The sequence below is a fragment of the Kitasatospora sp. NPDC058063 genome (genome assembly GCF_042885395.1).
GTDB classification, from domain to species: Bacteria; Actinomycetota; Actinomycetes; order Streptomycetales; family Streptomycetaceae; genus Kitasatospora; species Kitasatospora lactacystinica.
Genome location: NZ_JBHVSD010000004.1, coordinates 94,329 through 113,796 on the forward strand (window position 1 = coordinate 94,329; position 19,468 = coordinate 113,796).

Consider the following 19,468-nt stretch of genomic DNA (forward strand, 5'->3'; position numbering starts at 1 on the left):
CGAAGCCCCCGCGACGTCGTCGCGGGGGCTCTGCCGTGTGCCGGGCGGGTGGCCGCTCAGCCGGCGGAGTGCACCGTCATCGGCAGGCCGCCGCGCACCCGCAGCGACAGCATCGGCTCGGCCACCACCCGGTACCCGGGCACCTTCCTCAGCCGCAGGTCCCGGGCGACCATGGCGATCGTGAACGTGGCCTCCAGCAGCCCGAGGTGGTTGCCGATGCAGAAGCGCGGACCCGCCCCGAACGGGATGTAGGCGTAGCGCGGCCGGTCCGTGGCGCGGTCCCGGTCGAAGCGCTCCGGGTCGAACTGCTCCGGGTCGTCCCAGAACCGGGAGTGGCGGTGCAGGGTGTACGGGCAGATCAGGACGTCGGAGCCGGCCGGGACGTGGTACCCGCCGACCTCGTCGTCCGCCTGGGCCTGCCGCGGCAGGATCCACACCGGCGGGTAGAGCCGCATGACCTCCTCGACCACCATCGAGGTGTACCGCAGCCGGTGCAGGTCCTCGAACTCGGGCAGGCGGTCGCCGAGCACCTCGACGGCCTCGGCGTGCAGCCGGTCCATCACCTCGGGGTGCCGGTCGGCCAGGTAGAAGGTCCAGCCCAGGGTGCTCGCCGTGGTCTCGTGGCCGGCCAGCAGCAGGGTGACCAGTTCGTCGCGCATCCGCTGGCGGGCGACCTTGTGGTCGGGCTCCTGCCGGGTGGCGACGATCAGACGGGACAGCGCGTCCTCCCCCACGATCTCCCCGGCGTCGCGGGAGACCCGCTCCGCCACCAGCCGGTCGACCACCCCTTGCAGGTCCTGCCGGGCCTGCCGGAAGCGGAGCTGCTTGGACAGCGGCACCCAGCCGGGCACCATGCCCATGGTGACCATGTCGAACATCGCCTGGTCCTGCACGGCCTCGAAGTCGTGGCCGACCGCCTCGAAGGCGCTGAGGTCGACGTCGAGCAGGGTGCGGCCGAGCACCCCGAGGGTGAGGGCCGTGACCTCCTTGGTCACGTCGACCGGCGCGCCGCCCTCGTGCGCCCGCAGCCGGCCGACCAGCTTGGCCGCCTCCTCCGCGACGGCACCTGCCTGTTGGACGATCCGCTTGTGCTGGAAGGCGGGCTGGATCTGCCGGCGCTGCTTGCGCCAGAGCTCCCCCTCGCTGGTCAGCAGGCCGTTGCCGAGGGCCCGCCGGGCCTGGGCCAGACCGATCCCCTTGTGGTAGTTGGCGGCGTTGTCCGCGAGCACGTGCTTGGCGTGGTCGGGGTGGTTGAAGAAGTAGAGCGTCTTGGGGCCCATCGAGATCCGGACCGCGTCGCCGTACTCCGCCGCGGCGGAGCGCATCATTTCGAGCCGGTCTCCCACCAGCCTGCGCAGCAGGACGGGGGCGGCCCGGCGCGGCGGGCCCGGCGGCACCCGGCGGGTGGCGGCCACGGTCAGCACCCCCCGACGGTGGCGAAGCGGTCGGCGATGGCCTGGCGCCACACCTCGTACGCGGGCAGCGCGCCGGGCACCGGCCCGCCGGGCCGCACCTCCTGGGTGACCGCGGCGGCCTGATCGGGCGTCATGCCGCAGAAGACCCGGGTGGCCAGCTCGGTGTGCGGCACCAGCAGTCCGGCCCGGATCCGGGCCTCGGCGGCGAACGCGCTGCCCTGGGCGACCATCGGCGCGTGGATGCCGGCCCGGTCGCGGAACGCGCACAGCTCCGACTCGTCCTCGCCGCCGGCGTAGGTGGCGGCCAGTCCGGCGCCGCCGTAGAGGTCGGACCGCCGGGACTCCGGGAACTTCTCGATCATGGTCGCGACCAGTTCGGCGTCGGTGCCGCCGACGAACCACAGGGCCCGGCCGATGCCCTGGTCGATCGCGCGGCCGGCGTACGACGGGGAGTCGTGGGCCGGCCAGGGGAAGGCCGGGTCCCGGTACTGCTGGTGGACGTACCGTTCGGTGCGGAAGTACGCCTGGTGGAAGCCGTACCCGTCGAGCACCAGCCAGCGCAGCAGCGGGTCGAGCTTGTCGATGTCGGGCCAGCAGAACCTCGGCAGCCGGGCCATCGCCCAGCCGATGCCGACGTAGACCATGTAGACGTGGTCGGCGCCCCGGCCGGTGAGGCAGCGGGCCACCGAGTCGCGGCCGGACAGCCGCAGCCCGTCGAGCATGGCGAACCCCATTCCTGCGCCCTCGTAGGCGAAGCCGCGGAACCGGTCCGGGATTTCCTCCAGCGGGTATTCCGCCTCCGCCGGGTTCCGGGCCTCCACGGCGTGGGCGTAGCCCTCCAGGAACCGCGCGCCGACCGTCTCCAGGAGGTCCTGGGCGGCCGGCGACTTCCGGTGGAAACCACGCGTTTCCAAGAGCGTTTCAGAGGTGCTCGGAGTGAGAACTCGACGTCGGAGCGTCCGCCATGCACTGGACACGCCATACTCCTCTCGGGTTTCCCGCGGGGCGGCCGGTCCGCCCCGCGGATGACTTCGCACCGGTCCGGCCCGGGGCTCGTCGGGAAAGCACTCAGGCCGCCGGCCCCGGCGCGGGCCGGGGCGAGGGCCCGGCCTCGCGGAAGTGCTCGCGCACGTTCGCCCGCCAGAGCTCGTACGGGGGCGGCCCGCCGGCGGCGCCCGGGGTGCGGTCGTCCACCGCGCAGGCGTCGGCCACCTTCGCCGCCGCCTCCACCGACAGGCCGGTCAGGCCCGTCGAGGCGACCTCGGAGTGCGCGGGCACGAAACCCGCGTACGCACGGGCCTTGGAGGCGAACACCGACCCCTGGGCGAGCTCCGCCCGGTGCGGGCCCGCCGCGTCGCGCAGCCCGGCCAGGCCCTCGGCCGTGCCGCCGCCCGCGAAGGTCGAGGCCAGTCCCACGCCGCTCCACAGGTCGCCCTGCCGGTCCGGGCCGAACCTGCGCACCGCGGCCGCGACGTTCGCCGGCGATCCGCCGTGGATGAACCACAGCGCCCGTCCGACGCCCTGGTCGACGGCTCGCTGGAAGTACTCGGGCGCGCCCTGCCACGGGTACGGCTTGGGCCTGCGCTGCCCGTCCACCCAGCGCCGGGTGTGGAAGTAGGCGAGGTCGAAGCCGTAGCCGTCGACGGCCAGCCAGCTCATCGTCGGGTGGTAGGGCGTCCCGGTGAGGTCCGGCAGCACCTTGGGCCACAGCGACCTCGGCAGCCGCGCCATGGCGAAGCCGATGCCGATGTACGCCAGGAAGATGTGCGGCTGCCCGGACCCGGCCAGCAGGTCACGGGTGCGGTGGCCGCGGCCCATCGCGTCCAGGACGGTGAAGGCCATGGTGGCGCCCTCGTACGCGAATCCGCGCTGTTCGGGTTCGACCAGGCCGAGTCGGCGCTCGACCTCCCACTGGCTCCGGGCGTCGATCCCCCACTCGAAGCCGCAGACCACCGCCTGGGGCACCGCCTCCAGCCGTTCGGTGCTCTCCGTCGGTGTCACCGGGAAGCCGCGTCCGGCGAAGGTCACCGAGGCCAGTGACGGTGTCAGTACCAGTCGGCGCAGCGATCCGAAGGTCGTCGGCACGATCCCTCCCAGGCTCACGTCCCGCAATTGACGGTCCTCCCCATGGTCCTGAGGCGGCGTCACGGCCCGCATCTCCACGGTTGCGTTTCTGAACCCGCCCGGCCGCCGGGCGTCTTCGGGCGTGCTCCGCCCGCCGTCCCGCCGGCCGTCGCCCGGAACCCGGGCGCCACAATGGAACCGGCCCGCGCGAGACCGGGGTTCCGGCACCGTCGGTCCGTCCCCGCAACGTCGTCCAACCGAAGGAGAGCCCGTATGAGCACGTATCAGCGGAACGCCGAGGCCACGACCGGGTCGCTCTGGGACCGCTCACCGGACCATCTCGCCTACCGCGGCTCCCGGGAGAACATCACCGGGCTGCTGGGCGGCCGGCCCGCGGTGGCCGACGTCCCCGTGCCGGCCTGTCCGGGGTGGACGGTCCTGGACCTGGTCGGCCATCTGCTGGAGGTCTGCCGCACGGTGGCCGCCGACGCGCCGGGCAACCTGTGGGAGGTGCCGCACGCCGACTCCGGCGACGGCCTCGCCGGTCTGCTCACCGAGTGGTCACGGCTGGACGGCGGGGTGGAACGGGTGCTCACCGAGTCCCCGCAACTGCGGCACACCATGCTGATGATGGACGCGTTCACCCATGAGATCGACCTCCGGGTCGCGCTGGGGGAACCGGTGCTCCCGGACCACCCGTCCTACCCCTCGTCGCTGGACCTGGTCGTCCGGGGCTTCTCCGCCGCGGTGCGCACGCTGGGGCTTCCGGCGCTGCGCATCGAGACGCCGGGCGCCGAGTGGCGGGCCGGTGACGGCGAGCCGGCCGCCGTCGTCCGCGGGCACCGGCACGACCTCCTCCGCTCGCTCACCGGCCGGCGCTCGCCGGGGCAGATCGCCGGACTGGACTGGAGCGCCGCGCCCGAGGCCTGGCTGCCCGCCTTCACCTGGGGCCCGTTCCGGCCGCCGGCGCAGCCCGTCGAGGACGCGGCCGCCGGGCGGTAGGCCCCGGGCCCGACCGGTCCTCGGCGGGCCGGGAAACGGCGCTGTGGCGCTGCCCCGAGCGGGCAGCGCCACAGCGCCGTTGCGGTGTCGTGCGCGGTGTCGCACGCGGGTGCCTCAGGCCGCGACCGCCCCGACCTGCTGCGGCTGCGCGGCCGTCCCGTCCGGGGCGCCCGCCCCGGCGGAGTCCGCCTGCCGGGACCGCTTGATCAGGTGCGCGACCCACCATCCGATCCCGCGCAGGGCGCAGACGATGGTGGTGGCGTAGAAGAGCGTGTAGACCACGTTGAACACCATCAGGACCGCGTAGACCATGGCGACCGAGGAGCCGAACATGAACTGGGCCTTGGCCTTCATCGGCGTCGTTCCCGGGTCGCTGATCATGTAGTTGGTGAACAGCACGAAGGCGACGCCGGTCATCGCGCCGAGCGCGGAGTACAGCGAGACGTCCCAGATCCAGTGCCGGACGAACGCCTGGATGGCGAACGCGCCGAGCCAGCCGACGATCAGCGGCGTCCGCTTGGTGAGCAGCGCGTTGATCACCGTTCCCGCGGTGGCGATGATCAGCGGGATCATCACCCGGAAGAAGGTGTTCGCGTTCTCCGTGAACTGGTACGGCGGCGCGATGCTGAACCAGGACCCGAAGCACACCAGCGACATCGTGATCCCGAAGTTGGACGGGTTCATGTAGTGCCGCATCCGGCCGGCGATCGGCGCCTGCAGGGCGTGCTTGCCGCCGACGCCGATGACCACTCCGAAGAACATCGGCAGCAGCTGGTTGTTCCCGTAGGTCAGCATGTTGACCGCGAGCGCCGTGATGTGGGCGGGCAGCAGGAACTCGTAGACCCCGCGCACCCCGTTGCCCAGGAAGCGCGGCGGGCGCCGCTGGGCCCAGCCGCTGACCAGCTCGAAGCAGATCTCGCAGGTGTAGGCGGTGATCACCGCGATGAACGGCCACAGCCAGGGCTGTTCGAAGCCGAGCAGGGTGTAGCCGAAGGTGTTGAACACGCTGATGGAGATCGCGAAGTTGCGCAGGGCGAGGTAGCGCGGATCCTTGGGCTTCGCGGGGGCGGCGGGCGCGGAGGGCGCGGCGGCCGGGGCGCCGCCGGGGCGGGACTGCGCGGTGGCGCTCATCGGTTCGGGACCTCCTGGGCGTCGCTGGTCAGCATCAGGGTGTGCGTACCGGCGGTGAGCTGCTCGGTCTTCTTGTGCATCCCGCCGTTCGCGTCCCGCCACCGCAGCTCGACGGTGACCGGACCCTGGTGGGAGCCGAGGCCGAAGCGCGTGTCGAAGCTGCGGAAGCCGCCGTGGCCGCCGCCGCCGTCGAGCTGGGAGATCTGGGTGCCGTCCGGGGTCATCACGCACACGGTGGCGCCGTACGCCGGCGACCCGGAGTTCACCAGGCCCTCGCCCGCCCCGCCCTCGGCGGTCGGCCGGTAGAGCCGCAGGTTCAGCTGGTTGCCCAGGTTGGGCGAGGTGTTGGCGTAGAAGGCGGGCGGGCCCCACTGGCGGGCCACCGCGAAGTCCAGCCGGCCGGTCCCGGTGGTGTCGCCGGTGGCGAGGCCGCGGGTCGGGGTGGGCACGGCGATGCCCAGTTGCTCGCTGATGTTGACGTACGGGCCGTCGGGGGTCTTGGCGTAGAAGGCGATCGCCTCGTCCCCGGCGATGTCGTCACCGGGCTGGACGTTGGGCCACATCGCGGGGTTGGACAGCAGGTCGTCGTTGGTCATGGCCATCTCCTGCAGCCACGGCCAGCGGTTGATCTTGCCCTTCACGAAGCCGGTGGCCTGGAGGACGTTGAGGTCGCCGCTGTTGAGGAAGTCGCCCATCTTGGCGTCCCAGCCCCAGCCGGTCCAGGCCATGCCGTGCTCCTGGGCCTCCTGGGTGAACGGCGCGATGCCGGCGTCGAGCTTGTTCCGCATGTCGGCTTCGTCCTTGGCCTTGTTGATCCAGACGAAGTTGCTCTCCTCCAGGCCCCAGGCGACGGTGATGTTGCTGACCATCATGTCGAACTTGCCGTCGTGGCCGAGGTCGCCGAAGTCGACGCCCATGCCCTTGAAGGAACCGTTGCCGAGCACGAAGGACTTGGGCGTGGTCGGGGTGCGCTCGCCCTTGGCCTCGGTGAGCTCGATGTGCCCGGGCGTCGACCGGTTGTACAGCAGGTGCCCGTGGCCGAAGTCGTTGGCGACGTACAGCTCGGGCAGTCCGTCACCGGTCAGGTCGGCGCCGGAGATCGCCAGGGTCCATCCGGTCGACGCGTCGAAGGGGATGGCGCCCTTCTCCTCCACGTACGACGCCGTGGGCTCGGGCCCCGAGGTGCTCTGCTGCCAGCGCAGGACGTGGTCGCCGCCGGCGTTCTTGGCACTGGACAGCGAGTCGTTCATCACGACGTTCTTCAGACCGTTGGGGTCGAGGACGTCGGAGTCGGGGAAGTAGTTGCCGATCACGATCGACGGGTGTCCGCTGCCGTCGAGGTCGCCGACGTAGTCCGCGTCGGTGTTCCAGCGCGGGCCGTGGTACTTCCCGTCCAGCGACTCCGAGGGCACCAGCTCGCGCGGCACGTAGGAGCTCGCGGCGGGGGTCGTCGCGTCCGACTTGGCCATGAACAGGATGGGCGTGCGGCCCCAGTACGTGACCAGGAGGTCCATCCGGCCGTCGCTGTTGAAGTCGCCGGGTGTGCAGCCGGTGGGCGCCATGGTGTCGTCCATCGGCAGCGGCTTGCCGTCCAGCACGAAGGGCGTGAACCGGTCGGCCTCCCGGGCGGTCGGCGTGTACGTCACGACGACGCTGTCGGTCCTGGTGTCGACGATGCACATGCTGTTGGCCACACCGTGCCCGGTGAGGTCGTTGATCGCGATGCTGGCCCCGACCGAGGAGATCCACGAACGGATCTTCTGGTAGGCCGGGTTCACCTTCCGGACCGTATTCATCGGCTGCTGGTCGTAGCCGGGCGGCATCGCGATGGGCATTTCCTTGAAGCCGTACTGCTTCGCGACCCCTTCCGCCCCGGCCACCGCGACCGAGCTCCGCGCCGCGAAGAACAGCGAGGCGGCCACCATGATCACCACCAGGCCCGGTACCAGTCTGCGGAATCGTTCACGGTTTGTCACCGAAATTCCCCTCTCGGCAGATCGCGTACGACCCTGCTTTCGCATCGAGTGCACTCCCGCGGCCGACTCCTGCGGGCCGAAAAGGCCCGGGGTCCTGGTGCCGCGGTCCCGAAATGCGACGGTGAATCCCACTTCACTCGCAGGTCTACTGCACGAGCATGAACGCCGGACGCCCGCAAAGGCATCTCTCACATTGCTCACCGGCCGGGAACGGCTTTTGCCAATTGTTTTCTCGCCGAAATAATCTCCGGCGGCGTGATCGGAAACGGGTGATCCGCCGTCCGCGATCGGCGAGTGGCGGACGGCGGACGGCGGTCGGCGGTCGGCGGTCGGCGGGCAGCGGGCGCCGGCCGGCCGGGAACACGCCGAAGCGCCCTCCGAACGGACGACGGAGGGCGCTTCGACAGCAGGTGGTTCGACGGCGGGCGCCCGGGCGGGCGCGCCCTGGACCGCCGGGCGGCGCGCGCCCGGCGGCGGTCAGTAGCGGGCGGAGGCCCCCGGTGGCACGTCGTGGCGCAGCCACCCGGCGGGGTCCACCCGGCGGCGCACCCGGTCCACCCGTTCGACGTCGGCCGCGGACAGGTGCCGCTGCGGCTGCTCCAGCCGCTCGACCAGGGTCGGCGCGGTGCGGCCGGTGTCCCAGGGCGTCAGGGCGGAGCGGACCTCGGCGCAGTGCGCCCGGGCCGCCGCCGTCGCGGCCGGGTCGAGCGCCAGGCCGCCGGCGGTGAAGGCGAAGGCGGCGTCGAGGTGGCTCAGAGCCCCGCCGTCCGGATCCGGAACCGCGAGCGCGCCGCCGAGCTGCCGGAGTTCGGCGTTGACCAGTGGCGATCCCGAGCCCTCGCCGAGCACCCGGAGGAACGCCTCCGCGCCGTCCGCGCCGAGGTCGGAGAGCAGCATGTGGTCCCCCACCACCGGCACCGGATCGGTCGGGTCCATGTGGGTGCGGACCACGGCCGGCGGGGTGGTGGTCTCCCAGGTGTCCAGCACCGGCTCGGCCACCGAGCGGAACCGGCCGAGCAGGTCGGCGGCCTGGCGTTCGGCGGTCGCCAGGCCGTCCTCGGTCGGACTGAGCACCACCCCGGCCAGGCACAGCACCGGACCGCCGGTCAGGACCGGCGGGATCTCCGGCACGGCCGGCAGGTTCATCACCCGGAACACGGTGGTGACGGCCTCCGGGGCGTCCCGGGTCCAGCCCAGCCAGCGGGACAGCAGCTCGGGGCCGTACGCGGCGGGCCAGAAGGCGGCGCCGGTGACCACCCGGGCCGCCGGGAAGAGCGCGATCTCGATCGCGGTGACGACGCCGAGTCCGCCGCCGCCCCCGCGCAGGGCCCAGAACAGCTCGGGGTCGGCGGTCGCCGAGACGCGGCGGAACTCGCCGTCCGGGGTGACGAGTTCGATCGCCCGGACGCTGTTCACGGCGAGCCCGGCGCGGCGGCCGTAGAAGCTGATCCCGCCGCGCAGCAGGTAGCCGACCACGCCGACCGTGGGCGAGGTGCCGTGCGGCGCGGCCAGCCCGTACCCGGCGGCGGCCTCGACCACCGCGCCCCAGCGCGTTCCCGCCGGGACGCGGGCGGTGCGGGCCACCGGGTCGATCACGACCGGGCCCGCGGGCTCGGTGCGGATGAGCAGGGATTCGTCCATCGGGCGGGCCGAGCCGGAGGCGTGCCCGGTGGTGTGCACCCGGACCCACCGGCCCGCGCGCTGGGCGTGGCGCAGCGCCGACTGGACCTGTCCGACGGTGCCGACCGTCACCGCCGCCGACGGCCGCACCGGCGCGGCCAGGTTGAACACGGCGGTCGCGGCGGCGAAGGCGCGCTCCCCGGGCAGCGCGACGGCGTGCTCGGTCTCGGTCATGGCAGGAGCTCCTCGGCTCGTCGACGGGTCACTTGACACCGAACCGGGCACGGGCCAGCTCCCGGGTGGTCACCGCGGACAGGAAGACCCCGATCCCGGAGTGGCTGTGCAGGGTGGACAGGTCGCGCCAGACCCGCTCGATCCGCTCCCCCTGCCGCACCGCGCTCGAACCGGCCGTCGGGAAGAGCTGCCCCTCCACGGCGTGCCAGCACAGCCGGATCACCTCGCGGCAGATGGTGGCCAGGCGCAGGTCGTGCTCCCGGGTGAAGGCGCCCGGCCCTGCGGCGCACAGCTCCTGCCACTGGGTGATCGCCTGCAGCACGGCCGCCTCGGCCGTGGCGATCATGCCGGCCGCCTCGCCGTACCAGAACTGGTAGTCCGGGTCCTCGGCGCGGGTGACCACGGGCGGGAACAGCGTCGTGCGGGAGAGCATCAGCTCCTCGTAGGCGTCCAGCGCGCCCTGGGCCATGCCCACGGCGAGCGAGGCCACCTCCAGCACCATGAAGCTGAGCGAGCCGCCGCCGTACTCCGGGTTGCCGTGCAGCCGGTAGCCGGGCGTGCCCCCGTCGACGACGACCTCGCTCATGTGCGTCCGCGGGAGCGTCAGGTGGTCCGGGACCCGGCCGTCCTCGATCACGATGCTGTGCGAGCCGCTGCCCTTGAGGCCCAGCTGGCCGCCCCAGTCGTCGAGCCGGCGGAACTCGGCGCGCGGGGCGACGAAGAGCATCGGCGCGGGCGGTTCGCCGTCCTCGCCGGGCACCGGGACGTGACCCATGAAGTGCGTCGCGTACGGCGAGCCCGAGCAGTAGTTCCAGGTGCCGTCGATCCGCCAGCCGCCGTCCTCGGCGCGCTCGGCCTTCCCGTTCGGCACGATGGTGGCCGGGCAGATGAAGTCGCCGCCGGCGAAGAGCTCGGCCTGCGCCCGCTCGTCGAACAGCGAGGCCGCGGGCAGGGCGTGGGTGGCGCCGAGGCAGTACATCCACCCGGTCGACGGGCAGCCGCGGGCCAGCGTCATCGCGACCCGCAGGAAGGTGTCGATGCCGAACTCGTAGCCGCCGTAGCGCTTGGGCACGAGAATCCGGTAGAAGCCGGCCCCGGCGAACGCCTCGTGGGTGTCCTGGGCGTAGTAGGTGCGCTGTTCGGTCTCGGCTTGCCGGGGCACCAGGAGCGGCGCGATGGCCTCGGCCCTGGCGATGATCTCCCCGGGTGTCAGACCGGGCTCGGGCGGCTGCGGCGAGCCGGACCCTGCGGCGTTCATGGCGACCGTCATTGCGGCGCAGCTCCTCTACGGTTCGGGCGGGCGTTCCACCGAAGCTGGATGGACTTTCCCGGCCAGCCTGGCCCGCGGCCCGGCCGGTGCGCATCTCCCGGATTGCCAGCACGATCGAAGAACCCACGGCCGCGGGGCCGTTGCTACGGTTCCGGGGCGAATTCGCCCCGGACTCCGTGAGAGGAATTCCCCATGAGCCCCAATGGAAAGCCGCAGTCGAACGCGCCGGCGAACAGGACGCCACTCTCCTTCAACCAGGAATTCCTCTGCGGCTTCGACCGCGGGGACGACGAGGGGCCGTTCGGCCCGAGGTTCCACATCGTGCACGGCTGGCGCCTGCGCGGGAAGGTCGACGCCGCGACGCTGCAACTGGCCCTGGACGACGTGGTGGTGCGGCACGAGGCCCTGCGCACGGCCATCGTCCGGGGCGAGGGCGAGCGGTACCAGGAGATCCATCCGCCGACCCCGGTCCGGCTGGAGCTGCGGGAGCTGGCCGGGGCGGATCCGGCGGCGCGCGAGCGGGCGGTGGAGGACCTGATCACCGAGGTGGAGTCGGGCACCATCAGCGCGCGGGAACTCCCGCTGCTGAAGGCCACCCTGCTCCGCTTCGACGAGGAGGACGCGGTCCTGGCCCTCGTCGTGCACCACACGGCGGCCGACGGCTGGTCGGTGCGGCTGATCATCCGCGATCTCGCCGTCCGCTACGCCGAGCGCCGCGGGCACACTCAGCCGGAGCTGCCGGTGGCCCTGCCGTACCACGAGTTCTCGGCGTGGCAGCGGGAGTACGCGGCGGATCCGGCACTGGAGGAGTCGCGCGCCTTCTGGCGGGAGCAGCTGGCCGGCGCCGAGATCTACTCGGTGGCCACCGACCGGCCGAAGTCGGCCGGCCTGCCGGAGTCCACCGCCATCCACCGCTTCACCGTCGACGCCGAACTGACCGCGCGGGCGGTGGAGATCGGCCGGGCGCTGCGCAGCACGCCGTTCATGGTGCTGATGGGCGCGTTCGCGGTGATGGTCGCGCGCTCCTCCGGAACGACCCGGGTGGTGGTGCCGACCTTCTCGCCGGGCCGCGGCGAGGACCGCTTCCACCACACGGTCGGGCCGTTCTTCAACTTCCTCCCGCTGTGCACCGAGCTCGCCGGGTCCCGCGACTTCGCCGAGGTGGTCGCCCGGATCCGCACCACCAGCCTGGAGGCGTACGCCCACGACATCCCGTTCGGGCAGATCCTCGCCCAGGCACCGGAGTTGATGCTGCCGACGCTGGAGGACGGCCGGGCGGCCTGTGTCTTCCAGGTCTTCCCGTTCCCGTTCCTGCTGGACGGGGAGCTGATCGGGGACCTGGAGTACACGGAGGTGCGGCGCCGGCTCACCTCGCAGCCGGTGGGCTCGGACGTGCCCAACGGCGCGCTGTGGACGCTCAACCTCGACCCGGCCGGGGACGTGGTCGCGGGCATCCAGTACAACAGCAACCTCTACGACGAGAGCTCGGTGGCGGAGCAGGTGGACCGCTTCCGCGCGGTGCTGCGGGAGCTGGTCGGCGCGCCGGACGCGCCCCTGGACCTCCGTACCGGGCGTTCCTGAACCACTGGGGCCGACGGTCCCCGCCGCGTGCGGCGGGGACCGTCGGCCCCGTCGTCAGCCGACCCTGATCGGGCCGCGGGGGCGCAGGCCCCGGCAGGCGTCGTTGTAGTGGTCCAGCAGCAGCTGCGCCTCGGCGTTCGCCTGTGCGAAGCGGACCCGCGGTTCCACGTCGGTGACCAGCACGTCGTGCATGGCGGTGGTCAGGATGTCCTGGATCCCGGCGAACTCCCCGAGCAGCGCGCCCCGGGCGGCCGGCGAACCGGAGTTGGCGGCGAGCTGGTCCAGCGCCGTGCGGAAGTGCGGGTTGCGCTCGAACCAGCCCTCCTGCTCCAGCAGGTCGATCGCCCCGCCGGTGACCGGGATGAAGCCGGTCTCCCGGTGCCGCTCGGCGGCGGTGCGCGGAGTGTTCAGGTACTGCATGAAGGCCAGGGCGCCGTCCTGGGTCTCCTGGTCCAGGCCGGCGGCCAGCCAGAGCGCGTCGCCGCCGATCACGTTGCCCGCGTAGGGCACCCGGTCGTTGTACGGCATCCGGCAGGCCTGGACGACGAAGCCGCCGTCCAGGCCGGCCTGTGCCATCCGGGCCGCCTCGACCGAGGTGGTGAGCACGAAGGCGACCTCCTGTCCGGCGAAGGCGCGGAAGTTGCCGTCCCAGTCGACCTCGGTGTTCACCCGGCTCGGGTGGTAGCGGTACAGGCCCGCCCGGTGCAGCCCCCGCCACCACTCGACGTAGGCGAGCATCGCGTCCGAGTCGAGGTACACCTTCTCCGCGCGACCGGAGCGGCCGTTGTCGTGGTCGGCCAGCAGCGCCCCCTGCTGGGCCACCGACTGCTGGAACCACCAGCCGTGGTTGGGCCAGGTGATCGCGTGGGCCGGCCCGTCCGGAAGCGCGGCGACGGCCCGGCAGGCGGCCTCGATCCCGGCCCAGGTCTGCGGGACCTCGGTGATCCCGGCCCGCTCCAGCAGGGTGGTGTTGGCGTAGAGCAGCGTGGTCGAGGTGAGCGGCGGCATGGCCGCCACGGCGCCGTCGTGGGTGTAGTAGTGCCGCGCGGCGGGCGCCACGTCGCCGAGGACGACCGGCTCGCCGAGGATCTCGGTGCGGCCCGCGATCGCCCGCTCGACCGAGGTGAACAGCGGCGAGCCGTCGGGCCGCCGGGCGTCGAGGGCGTCCCGGGTCGACGTGTAGAAGTACTGCGCGATGGTCGGCGCTCCGCCCTGCTGGACGGCGTCGTGGACCGTCTGCGGCACCGACAGCCAGTCGGCGCCGCTGACCCTGATCCGGTACTCGGGGTGGTTGGCCGTGAACTTCTCCGCCAACTCCCTGGTCCGGTCGAGAAAGTACGGCATGAACGGGTAGAGCGGCACCACGATGTCGATGTCGATTCGCTTGCTCATTCCGGAGTCCCTCCTGCGCAGGCCTGGCAAATCCAGATGCTCATGCTCCGGGGGCGGCGGACCGCGGGCATCTCCGCTCGTGCTGAGTCCGGGCCGTGCCGGCGGCGCGGGCCGCCCGGGTCCGCAAGCGGCGCACGTCGGGAGAAGCCACCGCCGCTCCCGGGCTGTCAGTCTCGATCCGTCCGGTGAACTGGCAGCAAGGAGAGGCGTCTGATGGCCGAAGCCCAGGAAACCACCGCCGGAAGTGCGCGCGGAACTCGCCCGCTGACCGGGGCGGAGTACATCGAGAGCCTGCGCGACGACCGGGAGATCTACCTCTACGGCGATCGGGTCAAGGACGTCACCGCCCACCCGGCGTTCCACAATCCGGTCCGGATGACGGCACGGCTCTACGACGCCCTGCACGACCCCCGGCACCGGCCCGTGCTGACCGCGCCGGTCGACAGCGGCGGCGAGGGCTACACCCACCGCTTCTTCACCACCCCGCGCAGCGCGGAGGACCTGGTCGGCGACCAGCAGGCGATCGCCGCCTGGGCGCGGATGAGCTACGGCTGGATGGGCCGCAGCCCCGACTACAAGGCCTCCTTCCTCGGCACCCTGGGCGCCAACGCGGACTTCTACGAGCCGTTCGCGGACAACGCCCGGCGCTGGTACGCCGAGTCGCAGGAGAAGGTGCTGTACTGGAACCACGCGATCGTGCACCCGCCGGTCGACCGCTCCCTGCCGCCGGACCAGGTGAAGGACGTCTTCATCCACGCCGAGCGGGAGACCGACGCCGGCCTGGTGGTGTCCGGCGCGAAGGTGGTCGCCACCGGCTCCGCGCTGACGCACTACAACTTCATCGCGCACTACGGCCTGCCGATCAAGGACCGCACCTTCGCGCTGGTGGCCACCGTGCCGATGAACGCGCCGGGGATGAAGCTGATCTGCCGCCCGTCCTACACCGCGACGGCCGCGGCGATGGGCAGCCCGTTCGACTATCCGCTCTCCTCCCGGCTGGACGAGAACGACACCATCCTGGTGCTCGACAAGGTGCTCATCCCGTGGGAGAACGTCTTCGTCTACGGGCAGCCGGAGAAGATCCGGATGTTCACCGGCCAGTCCGGCTTCATCGAGCGGTTCACCTTCCACGGCTGCACCCGGCTCGCGGTGAAGCTGGAGTTCATCGCCGGCCTGCTGGCCAAGGCCCTGGACATCACCGGCACCGGGGACTTCCGCGGGGTGCAGAGCCGGCTCGGCGAGGTGCTGGCCTGGCGCAACCTGTTCTGGGGGCTGTCCGACGCGGCCGCCCGCAACCCGGTCGCCTGGCGCAACGGCGCGGTGCTGCCCAACTCCCAGTACGGCCTGGCCTACCGGTGGTTCATGCAGACGGGCTACCCGCGGATCAGGGAGATCGTCCTCCAGGACGTGGCCAGCGGGCTGGTCTACGTCAACTCCAGTGCCAAGGACTTCGGCAATCCGGAGATCCGGCCCTACCTGGACCGGTTCCTGCGCGGCTCCGGCGGCGTGGACGCGGTCGAGCGGGTCAAGGTGATGAAACTGCTCTGGGACGCCGTCGGCAGCGAGTTCGGCGGTCGCCACGAGCTCTACGAGCGCAACTACGCGGGCAGTCACGAGAACACCCGGATCGAACTGCTCTTCGCCCAGCTCGCCAACGGCCAGCTGGACTCCTACAAGGGCCTGGTCGACGAGTGCCTGGCGGAGTACGACCTGAACGGATGGACGGTACCCGATCTGTCCTCCTTCGCCGACCTGAGCGACTCCGTCCACGGGCTGCTCGACAGCTGATCCGGGCACCGACAACCAATCGACGATGATCGGAGGGCATGGTGGCTTCCCCTTCCCTTCAGGGGCATTTCACGGAACAGGCGCTCAGGACACCGCACGCGATCGCCGTGTCGTCCGGCGGAGTACGGCTCAGCTACCGCGAGTTGGACGAGCGGGCGAACCGGCTGGCGCACCGGCTGGGCGAACTCGGCGTGGGGGCCGAGTCGCCGGTCGCGGTGCTGATGGAGCGGTCGGCGGACCTGGTGGTGGCGATCCTGGCCGTGCTCAAGGCCGGCGGGTGCTACCTCCCGCTGCACAGCGCCCACCCGCTGCCGCGCAAGCAGTGGATCGTGGACCACTGCGCGGCACCGGTGCTGCTGACCGACGAGCCGATGAGCCGGCAGGGCCTGCCGGAGGTCGCCGAGGTGGTCGTCGTCGAGGGCGAGAAGGGTCTCGCGGGCTACCCCGCGACGGACCCGGCCGTCCCCACCGGCCCGGACGCCCTCGCCTACGTGATCCACACCTCGGGCTCCACCGGGGTGCCGAAGGGCGTCGCGATCGCCCACCGGGACGCGCTCGGCCTGGCCCTGGACTCGATCTGGGCGGACGGCCGGCACGAGCGGGTGCTGATGGTGGCGCCGTACGCCTTCAACGTCTCCACGTACGAGTTCTGGGTGCCGCTGCTGCACGGCGGGCGGACCGTGGTGGCCCCGCCGGGCGACCTCGACGTGCACACCCTGCGCCGGCTGATCGCCGAGGAGCGGATCACCGGCATCCACCTGACCGCCGGACTGTTCCGGGTGCTGGCCGAGGAGGACCCGGGCTGCCTCGCCGGTGTGCGCGAGGTGCTCACCGGCGGCGACGTCATCGCCCCCTCGGCCGTCCAGCGGGTGCTGGAGCACAACCCCGCCCTGGTGGTGCGGGCGATGTACGGCGCCACCGAGGCGACGCTGTTCAGCACCAGCGCGCCGATGACCGCCCCCTACCTCGCCACGGGCCCGGTGGGCGTCGGCCGGCCGATGGACGACGTCCGGCTGCACGTCCTGGACGCCGGGCTGCGGCCCGTGCCGGTCGGCGGGGTGGGCGAGCTCCACATCGCCGGACGCGGCCTGGCCCGCGGCTACTTCAACCGGCCCGATCTGACGGCCGAGCGCTTCGTGGCCAACCCCTTCGACGGGCCGGGCGAGCGGATGTACCGCACCGGGGACCTGGTCCGGGTCGACCGGGACGGCCTGCTGGAGTACCTCGGCCGGGCCAACGACCAGCTCAAGGTGATGGGCTTCCGGGTGGAGCCCGCCGAGGTGGAGGCGGCACTGGCGCGCCATCCCGGCCTGGCCCATGTCGCCGTCGTGGCACGGGAGTCGGATTCCGGGGAGAAGCGCCTGGTGGCGTACTACGTCCCGGAGTCCGACGGGATCGAGGCGGGTGCGCTGCGGGCGCACGCGGTGGAGCAGCTGCCGGCGTACATGGTGCCGACGGCCTTCGTGAGCGTGCCGGCCCTCCCGCTGACCCCCAACGGCAAGCTCGACCGGCGGGCGCTGCCCGAGCCGGTGACCGGTTCGACCCGCCGGGCGCCGTCGACCGAGCGGCAGCGGCAGCTGTGCGCCCTGTTCGCCGAGGTGCTGGAGGTGCCGGAGATCGGGGTCGACGACAGCTTCTTCGAGCTCGGCGGCCAGTCCCTGGCCGCGATGCGGCTGGTCAGCCGGATCCGGGCCGAGCTGAAGATCCCGCTCACCGTCACGCAGTTCTTCGACGTTCCCTCGGTGGCGGCCCTGGAGGGCCTGCTGGACCGGCCGGAAGGAGAGCGGGAATGAGCAGCCCCTTCGACGCCGACGACGGCGAGTTCACGGTCCTGGTCAACGCGCGCGGCCAGTTCTCGCTCTGGCCGGCCGACGCCTCGGTACCGGCGGGCTGGACGCCCGAGCACGGGCCGTCCGACCGGACCGCCGCCCTCGCCTACGTGAACGAGCACTGGACGGATCTGGGGCCGTACGGCCTCACCGGGCGCTCCGCTGGGCAGCCCGACGACTGACGAGGAGTCCGGAACATGAGCCTCGACGCGGGTCAGGAGACCTTCGGCGGCATGCTCGTCGACCACATCACCTGCTACGTCGCCGACTTGGCGGTCACCACCGAGTGGCTGGTCCGCGGGTACGGCCTGGAAGTGTACGCGAGCTCGCCCCCGCGGGCGCGGGAGCTGAGCTCGGTGGCGCTGGGCGCCAACGGCATCCGGCTGCTGCTCAGCCAGCCGGTGGTGGGCGACCACCCGGGAGCGGCCTACGTCGAGAAGCACGGCGACGGGGTGGCCGACATCGCCCTGCGCGTCCCGGACGCCCGGGCGGCCTTCGCCACGGCGGTGCGCCGCGGCGCCCGGCCGGTGTCAGCGCCGGTCGCGCACGGCGACGTGGTCACCGCCACGATCATGGGCGTCGGCGACATCGCCCACACCTTCGTCGAGCGCCCGGCGGGCGGCGACGAGCGGCTGCTGCCGGGGCTGTCCCCGGCCGAGGCCGGCCCGGCCGGGGCGGCCGGGCCGGGCTGCGGTCTGCGGGAGGTCGACCACTTCGCGATCTGCGTCGAGCCGGGGCAGATGGACTCGACGGTCGCCTTCTACCGCGAGGTCCTCGACTTCGAACCGATCTTCACGGAGCGGATCGAGGTCAACGGCCAGGTAATGATCACCAATGTGGTGCAGGGCGGCACGGTCACCTTCACCCTGATCACCCCCGACCCGTCCGAGGTCTCCGGCCACCTGGACGCCTTCCTGAAGGACCACGGCGGTCCGGGCGTGCAGCACATCGCCTTCACCACGGACGACATCGTGCGCTCGGTCGACGCGATCGCCGCCCGGGGCGTGGAGTTCCTGGGCACCCCCCCGGCGTACTACCGGCTGCTGCCGGACCGGCTCACCCCGCTGCGGCACTCGGTGGCGGAGCTGGAGCGGCTGAACCTGCTGATCGACCAGGACCACGACGGGCAGCTGTTCCAGATCTTCGCCAAGTCCGTGCACCCCCGCAACACCCTCTTCCTGGAGGTCATCGAGCGGATGGGCGCCCGCTCCTTCGGCAGCGGCAACATCAAGGCGCTCTACCAGGCCATCGAGCACCAGCAGGGCAGGGGCACCGACGATGACGCGTGACACGATCCCCGACGAGCGCTTCCGGAGCGCGGTCGAGCGGCTGCGGGTGCCGGGCATGGGAACGGAGGTGGTGGCGCCGCTGCTCTCCCAGCTGATCCACCTGGTCCGGCCCCACCGGGTGCTGGAGGTCGGCATGGGCTACACCACCCCGTTCCTGGCGAAGGCCCTGGCCGAGGCCGAGACCCTGGCCGGGGCCGAGGCCGAGGCCCTGGTCCGCAAGACCCGGCCGTACCTCGCGGACGGCCGGGAGCTGGACGAGGCGTGGATCGACAGCGAGCCCGCGCTGCTGCTCCCGGGCAACTACCGCGAGCCGTACCGGCCGCGGTTCGTGGCGGTCGACGACCTCTCGGACAGCGGCTCCTCGGCCCCGCTGGTGACGGAGGTGCTGGCCGACCTCGGCCTCGCCGAGCGCGTCACCGTCGTCAACTCCGACATGCGCGGGGCCGTCGGACGCCTCCCCGAGGAGTTCCGGCCGATCGACTTCGCCTGGGTCGACGCCTGGGACTGCCTCTACTTCTTCGAGAACTTCTGGGAGTTGATCGACCCGGACGGCGGGATCGTGGTCATGCACTACCTGATGACGTACCCCGAGGGCGAGGCGATCCTGGAATACATCGCCGACACCCAGCGGATGGCCCCCGGCGAGTTCGAGGTGCTCAACCTGCTGGAGAGCCGCAAGCTGCGCCAGAACAGCATGACCGTGCTGCGCCGCACCGGCGGCAGCCGGCCCCGGCAGTACTCCGACACCGGTCAGCGCCCCCGCCTGGGCGGGCGGGTGCGTGCCGACGCCGCCGCGCTGGCCGAGTCGTTGGAGGCCCCGGGCACGGTCTGAAACCGGCCCGGACCGCACGCGCATTCTGGAAGATGGCGGCCTCCG

Annotated in this window: 15 protein-coding genes; 7 read left to right on the forward strand and 8 right to left on the reverse strand. The window is 72.3% G+C overall.

Annotation, left to right across the window (positions count from 1 at the left end; genetic code table 11):
* Window positions 1-56: 56 nt before the first annotated feature.
* From ACFVUY_RS08505 to ACFVUY_RS08515, 3 genes are all read right to left on the reverse strand, one after another.
* Window positions 57-1,415, reverse strand: coding sequence for a cytochrome P450 (locus ACFVUY_RS08505; RefSeq protein ID WP_387728741.1), 1,359 nt, complete (start codon window positions 1,413-1,415; stop codon window positions 57-59).
* A 2-nt stretch (window positions 1,416-1,417) separates the two neighbouring features.
* Window positions 1,418-2,392 (reverse strand): DUF1702 family protein, encoded by a 975-nt coding sequence (locus tag ACFVUY_RS08510; RefSeq protein ID WP_387694123.1) that lies wholly within the window; start codon window positions 2,390-2,392, stop codon window positions 1,418-1,420.
* Window positions 2,393-2,483: 91 nt separating this feature from the next.
* Window positions 2,484-3,500 carry a DUF1702 family protein gene (locus ACFVUY_RS08515; RefSeq protein WP_387728323.1) on the reverse strand — a complete coding sequence of 339 codons (1,017 nt, stop codon included), beginning with the start codon at window positions 3,498-3,500 and terminating at the stop codon, window positions 2,484-2,486.
* Window positions 3,501-3,752: 252 nt separating this feature from the next.
* Between ACFVUY_RS08515 and ACFVUY_RS08520 the strand changes: the two genes are divergently transcribed.
* Window positions 3,753-4,481, forward strand: coding sequence for a maleylpyruvate isomerase family mycothiol-dependent enzyme (locus tag ACFVUY_RS08520; protein ID WP_387728325.1), 729 nt, complete (start codon window positions 3,753-3,755; stop codon window positions 4,479-4,481).
* A 114-nt stretch (window positions 4,482-4,595) separates the two neighbouring features.
* On the opposite strand, the gene ACFVUY_RS08525 is transcribed toward ACFVUY_RS08520, so the two are convergent.
* The 4 genes from ACFVUY_RS08525 to ACFVUY_RS08540 all read right to left on the reverse strand — a co-directional run bounded on the left by ACFVUY_RS08525 (window position 4,596) and on the right by ACFVUY_RS08540 (window position 10,712).
* A complete protein-coding gene (locus tag ACFVUY_RS08525; RefSeq protein WP_387694120.1) occupies window positions 4,596-5,612 on the reverse strand; it encodes an enediyne biosynthesis protein in 1,017 nt (338 codons plus the stop codon).
* Window positions 5,609-7,537: a CRTAC1 family protein gene (locus ACFVUY_RS08530; RefSeq protein WP_387728743.1), complete on the reverse strand. Its 1,929-nt coding sequence runs from the start codon at window positions 7,535-7,537 to the stop codon at window positions 5,609-5,611. The genes ACFVUY_RS08525 and ACFVUY_RS08530 overlap by 4 nt, the downstream gene beginning before the upstream one ends.
* A 528-nt stretch (window positions 7,538-8,065) precedes the next feature.
* Window positions 8,066-9,442: an FAD-binding oxidoreductase gene (locus ACFVUY_RS08535; protein WP_387728327.1), complete on the reverse strand. Its 1,377-nt coding sequence runs from the start codon at window positions 9,440-9,442 to the stop codon at window positions 8,066-8,068.
* Window positions 9,443-9,470: 28 nt separating this feature from the next.
* Window positions 9,471-10,712, reverse strand: a complete 1,242-nt coding sequence (locus ACFVUY_RS08540) for an acyl-CoA dehydrogenase family protein (RefSeq protein ID WP_387728329.1) — start codon at window positions 10,710-10,712, stop codon at window positions 9,471-9,473.
* Between the two features lie 192 nt (window positions 10,713-10,904).
* Between ACFVUY_RS08540 and ACFVUY_RS08545 the strand changes: the two genes are divergently transcribed.
* The gene (locus ACFVUY_RS08545; RefSeq protein ID WP_387694117.1) at window positions 10,905-12,293 is read left to right on the forward strand and encodes a condensation domain-containing protein; all 1,389 of its coding nucleotides are present in this window, start codon (window positions 10,905-10,907) and stop codon (window positions 12,291-12,293) included.
* A 54-nt stretch (window positions 12,294-12,347) separates the two neighbouring features.
* Here ACFVUY_RS08545 and ACFVUY_RS08550 read toward each other — a convergent pair whose 3' ends face one another.
* The gene (locus ACFVUY_RS08550; protein WP_387728331.1) at window positions 12,348-13,685 is read right to left on the reverse strand and encodes an extracellular solute-binding protein; all 1,338 of its coding nucleotides are present in this window, start codon (window positions 13,683-13,685) and stop codon (window positions 12,348-12,350) included.
* 213 nt (window positions 13,686-13,898) lie between these two features.
* On the opposite strand from ACFVUY_RS08550, the gene ACFVUY_RS08555 reads away from it, so the two are divergent.
* From ACFVUY_RS08555 to ACFVUY_RS08575, 5 genes are read left to right on the forward strand one after another with little or no spacing between them, the layout of a single operon-like run.
* Window positions 13,899-15,473 (forward strand): 4-hydroxyphenylacetate 3-hydroxylase family protein, encoded by a 1,575-nt coding sequence (locus tag ACFVUY_RS08555; protein WP_387694952.1) that lies wholly within the window; start codon window positions 13,899-13,901, stop codon window positions 15,471-15,473.
* 38 nt (window positions 15,474-15,511) lie between these two features.
* The gene (locus ACFVUY_RS08560) at window positions 15,512-17,266 is read left to right on the forward strand and encodes an amino acid adenylation domain-containing protein (RefSeq protein ID WP_387728333.1); all 1,755 of its coding nucleotides are present in this window, start codon (window positions 15,512-15,514) and stop codon (window positions 17,264-17,266) included.
* A complete protein-coding gene (locus ACFVUY_RS08565) occupies window positions 17,263-17,484 on the forward strand; it encodes an MbtH family protein (protein ID WP_387728335.1) in 222 nt (73 codons plus the stop codon). Before ACFVUY_RS08560 ends, ACFVUY_RS08565 begins: the two co-directional genes overlap by 4 nt.
* 15 nt (window positions 17,485-17,499) lie before the next feature.
* Complete coding sequence (hppD, locus tag ACFVUY_RS08570; RefSeq protein WP_387694955.1) at window positions 17,500-18,591, forward strand: 4-hydroxyphenylpyruvate dioxygenase; 1,092 nt, start codon at window positions 17,500-17,502, stop codon at window positions 18,589-18,591.
* Window positions 18,581-19,423: a hypothetical protein gene (locus ACFVUY_RS08575; RefSeq protein ID WP_387728337.1), complete on the forward strand. Its 843-nt coding sequence runs from the start codon at window positions 18,581-18,583 to the stop codon at window positions 19,421-19,423. Before hppD ends, ACFVUY_RS08575 begins: the two co-directional genes overlap by 11 nt.
* Window positions 19,424-19,468 lie beyond the last annotated feature (45 nt).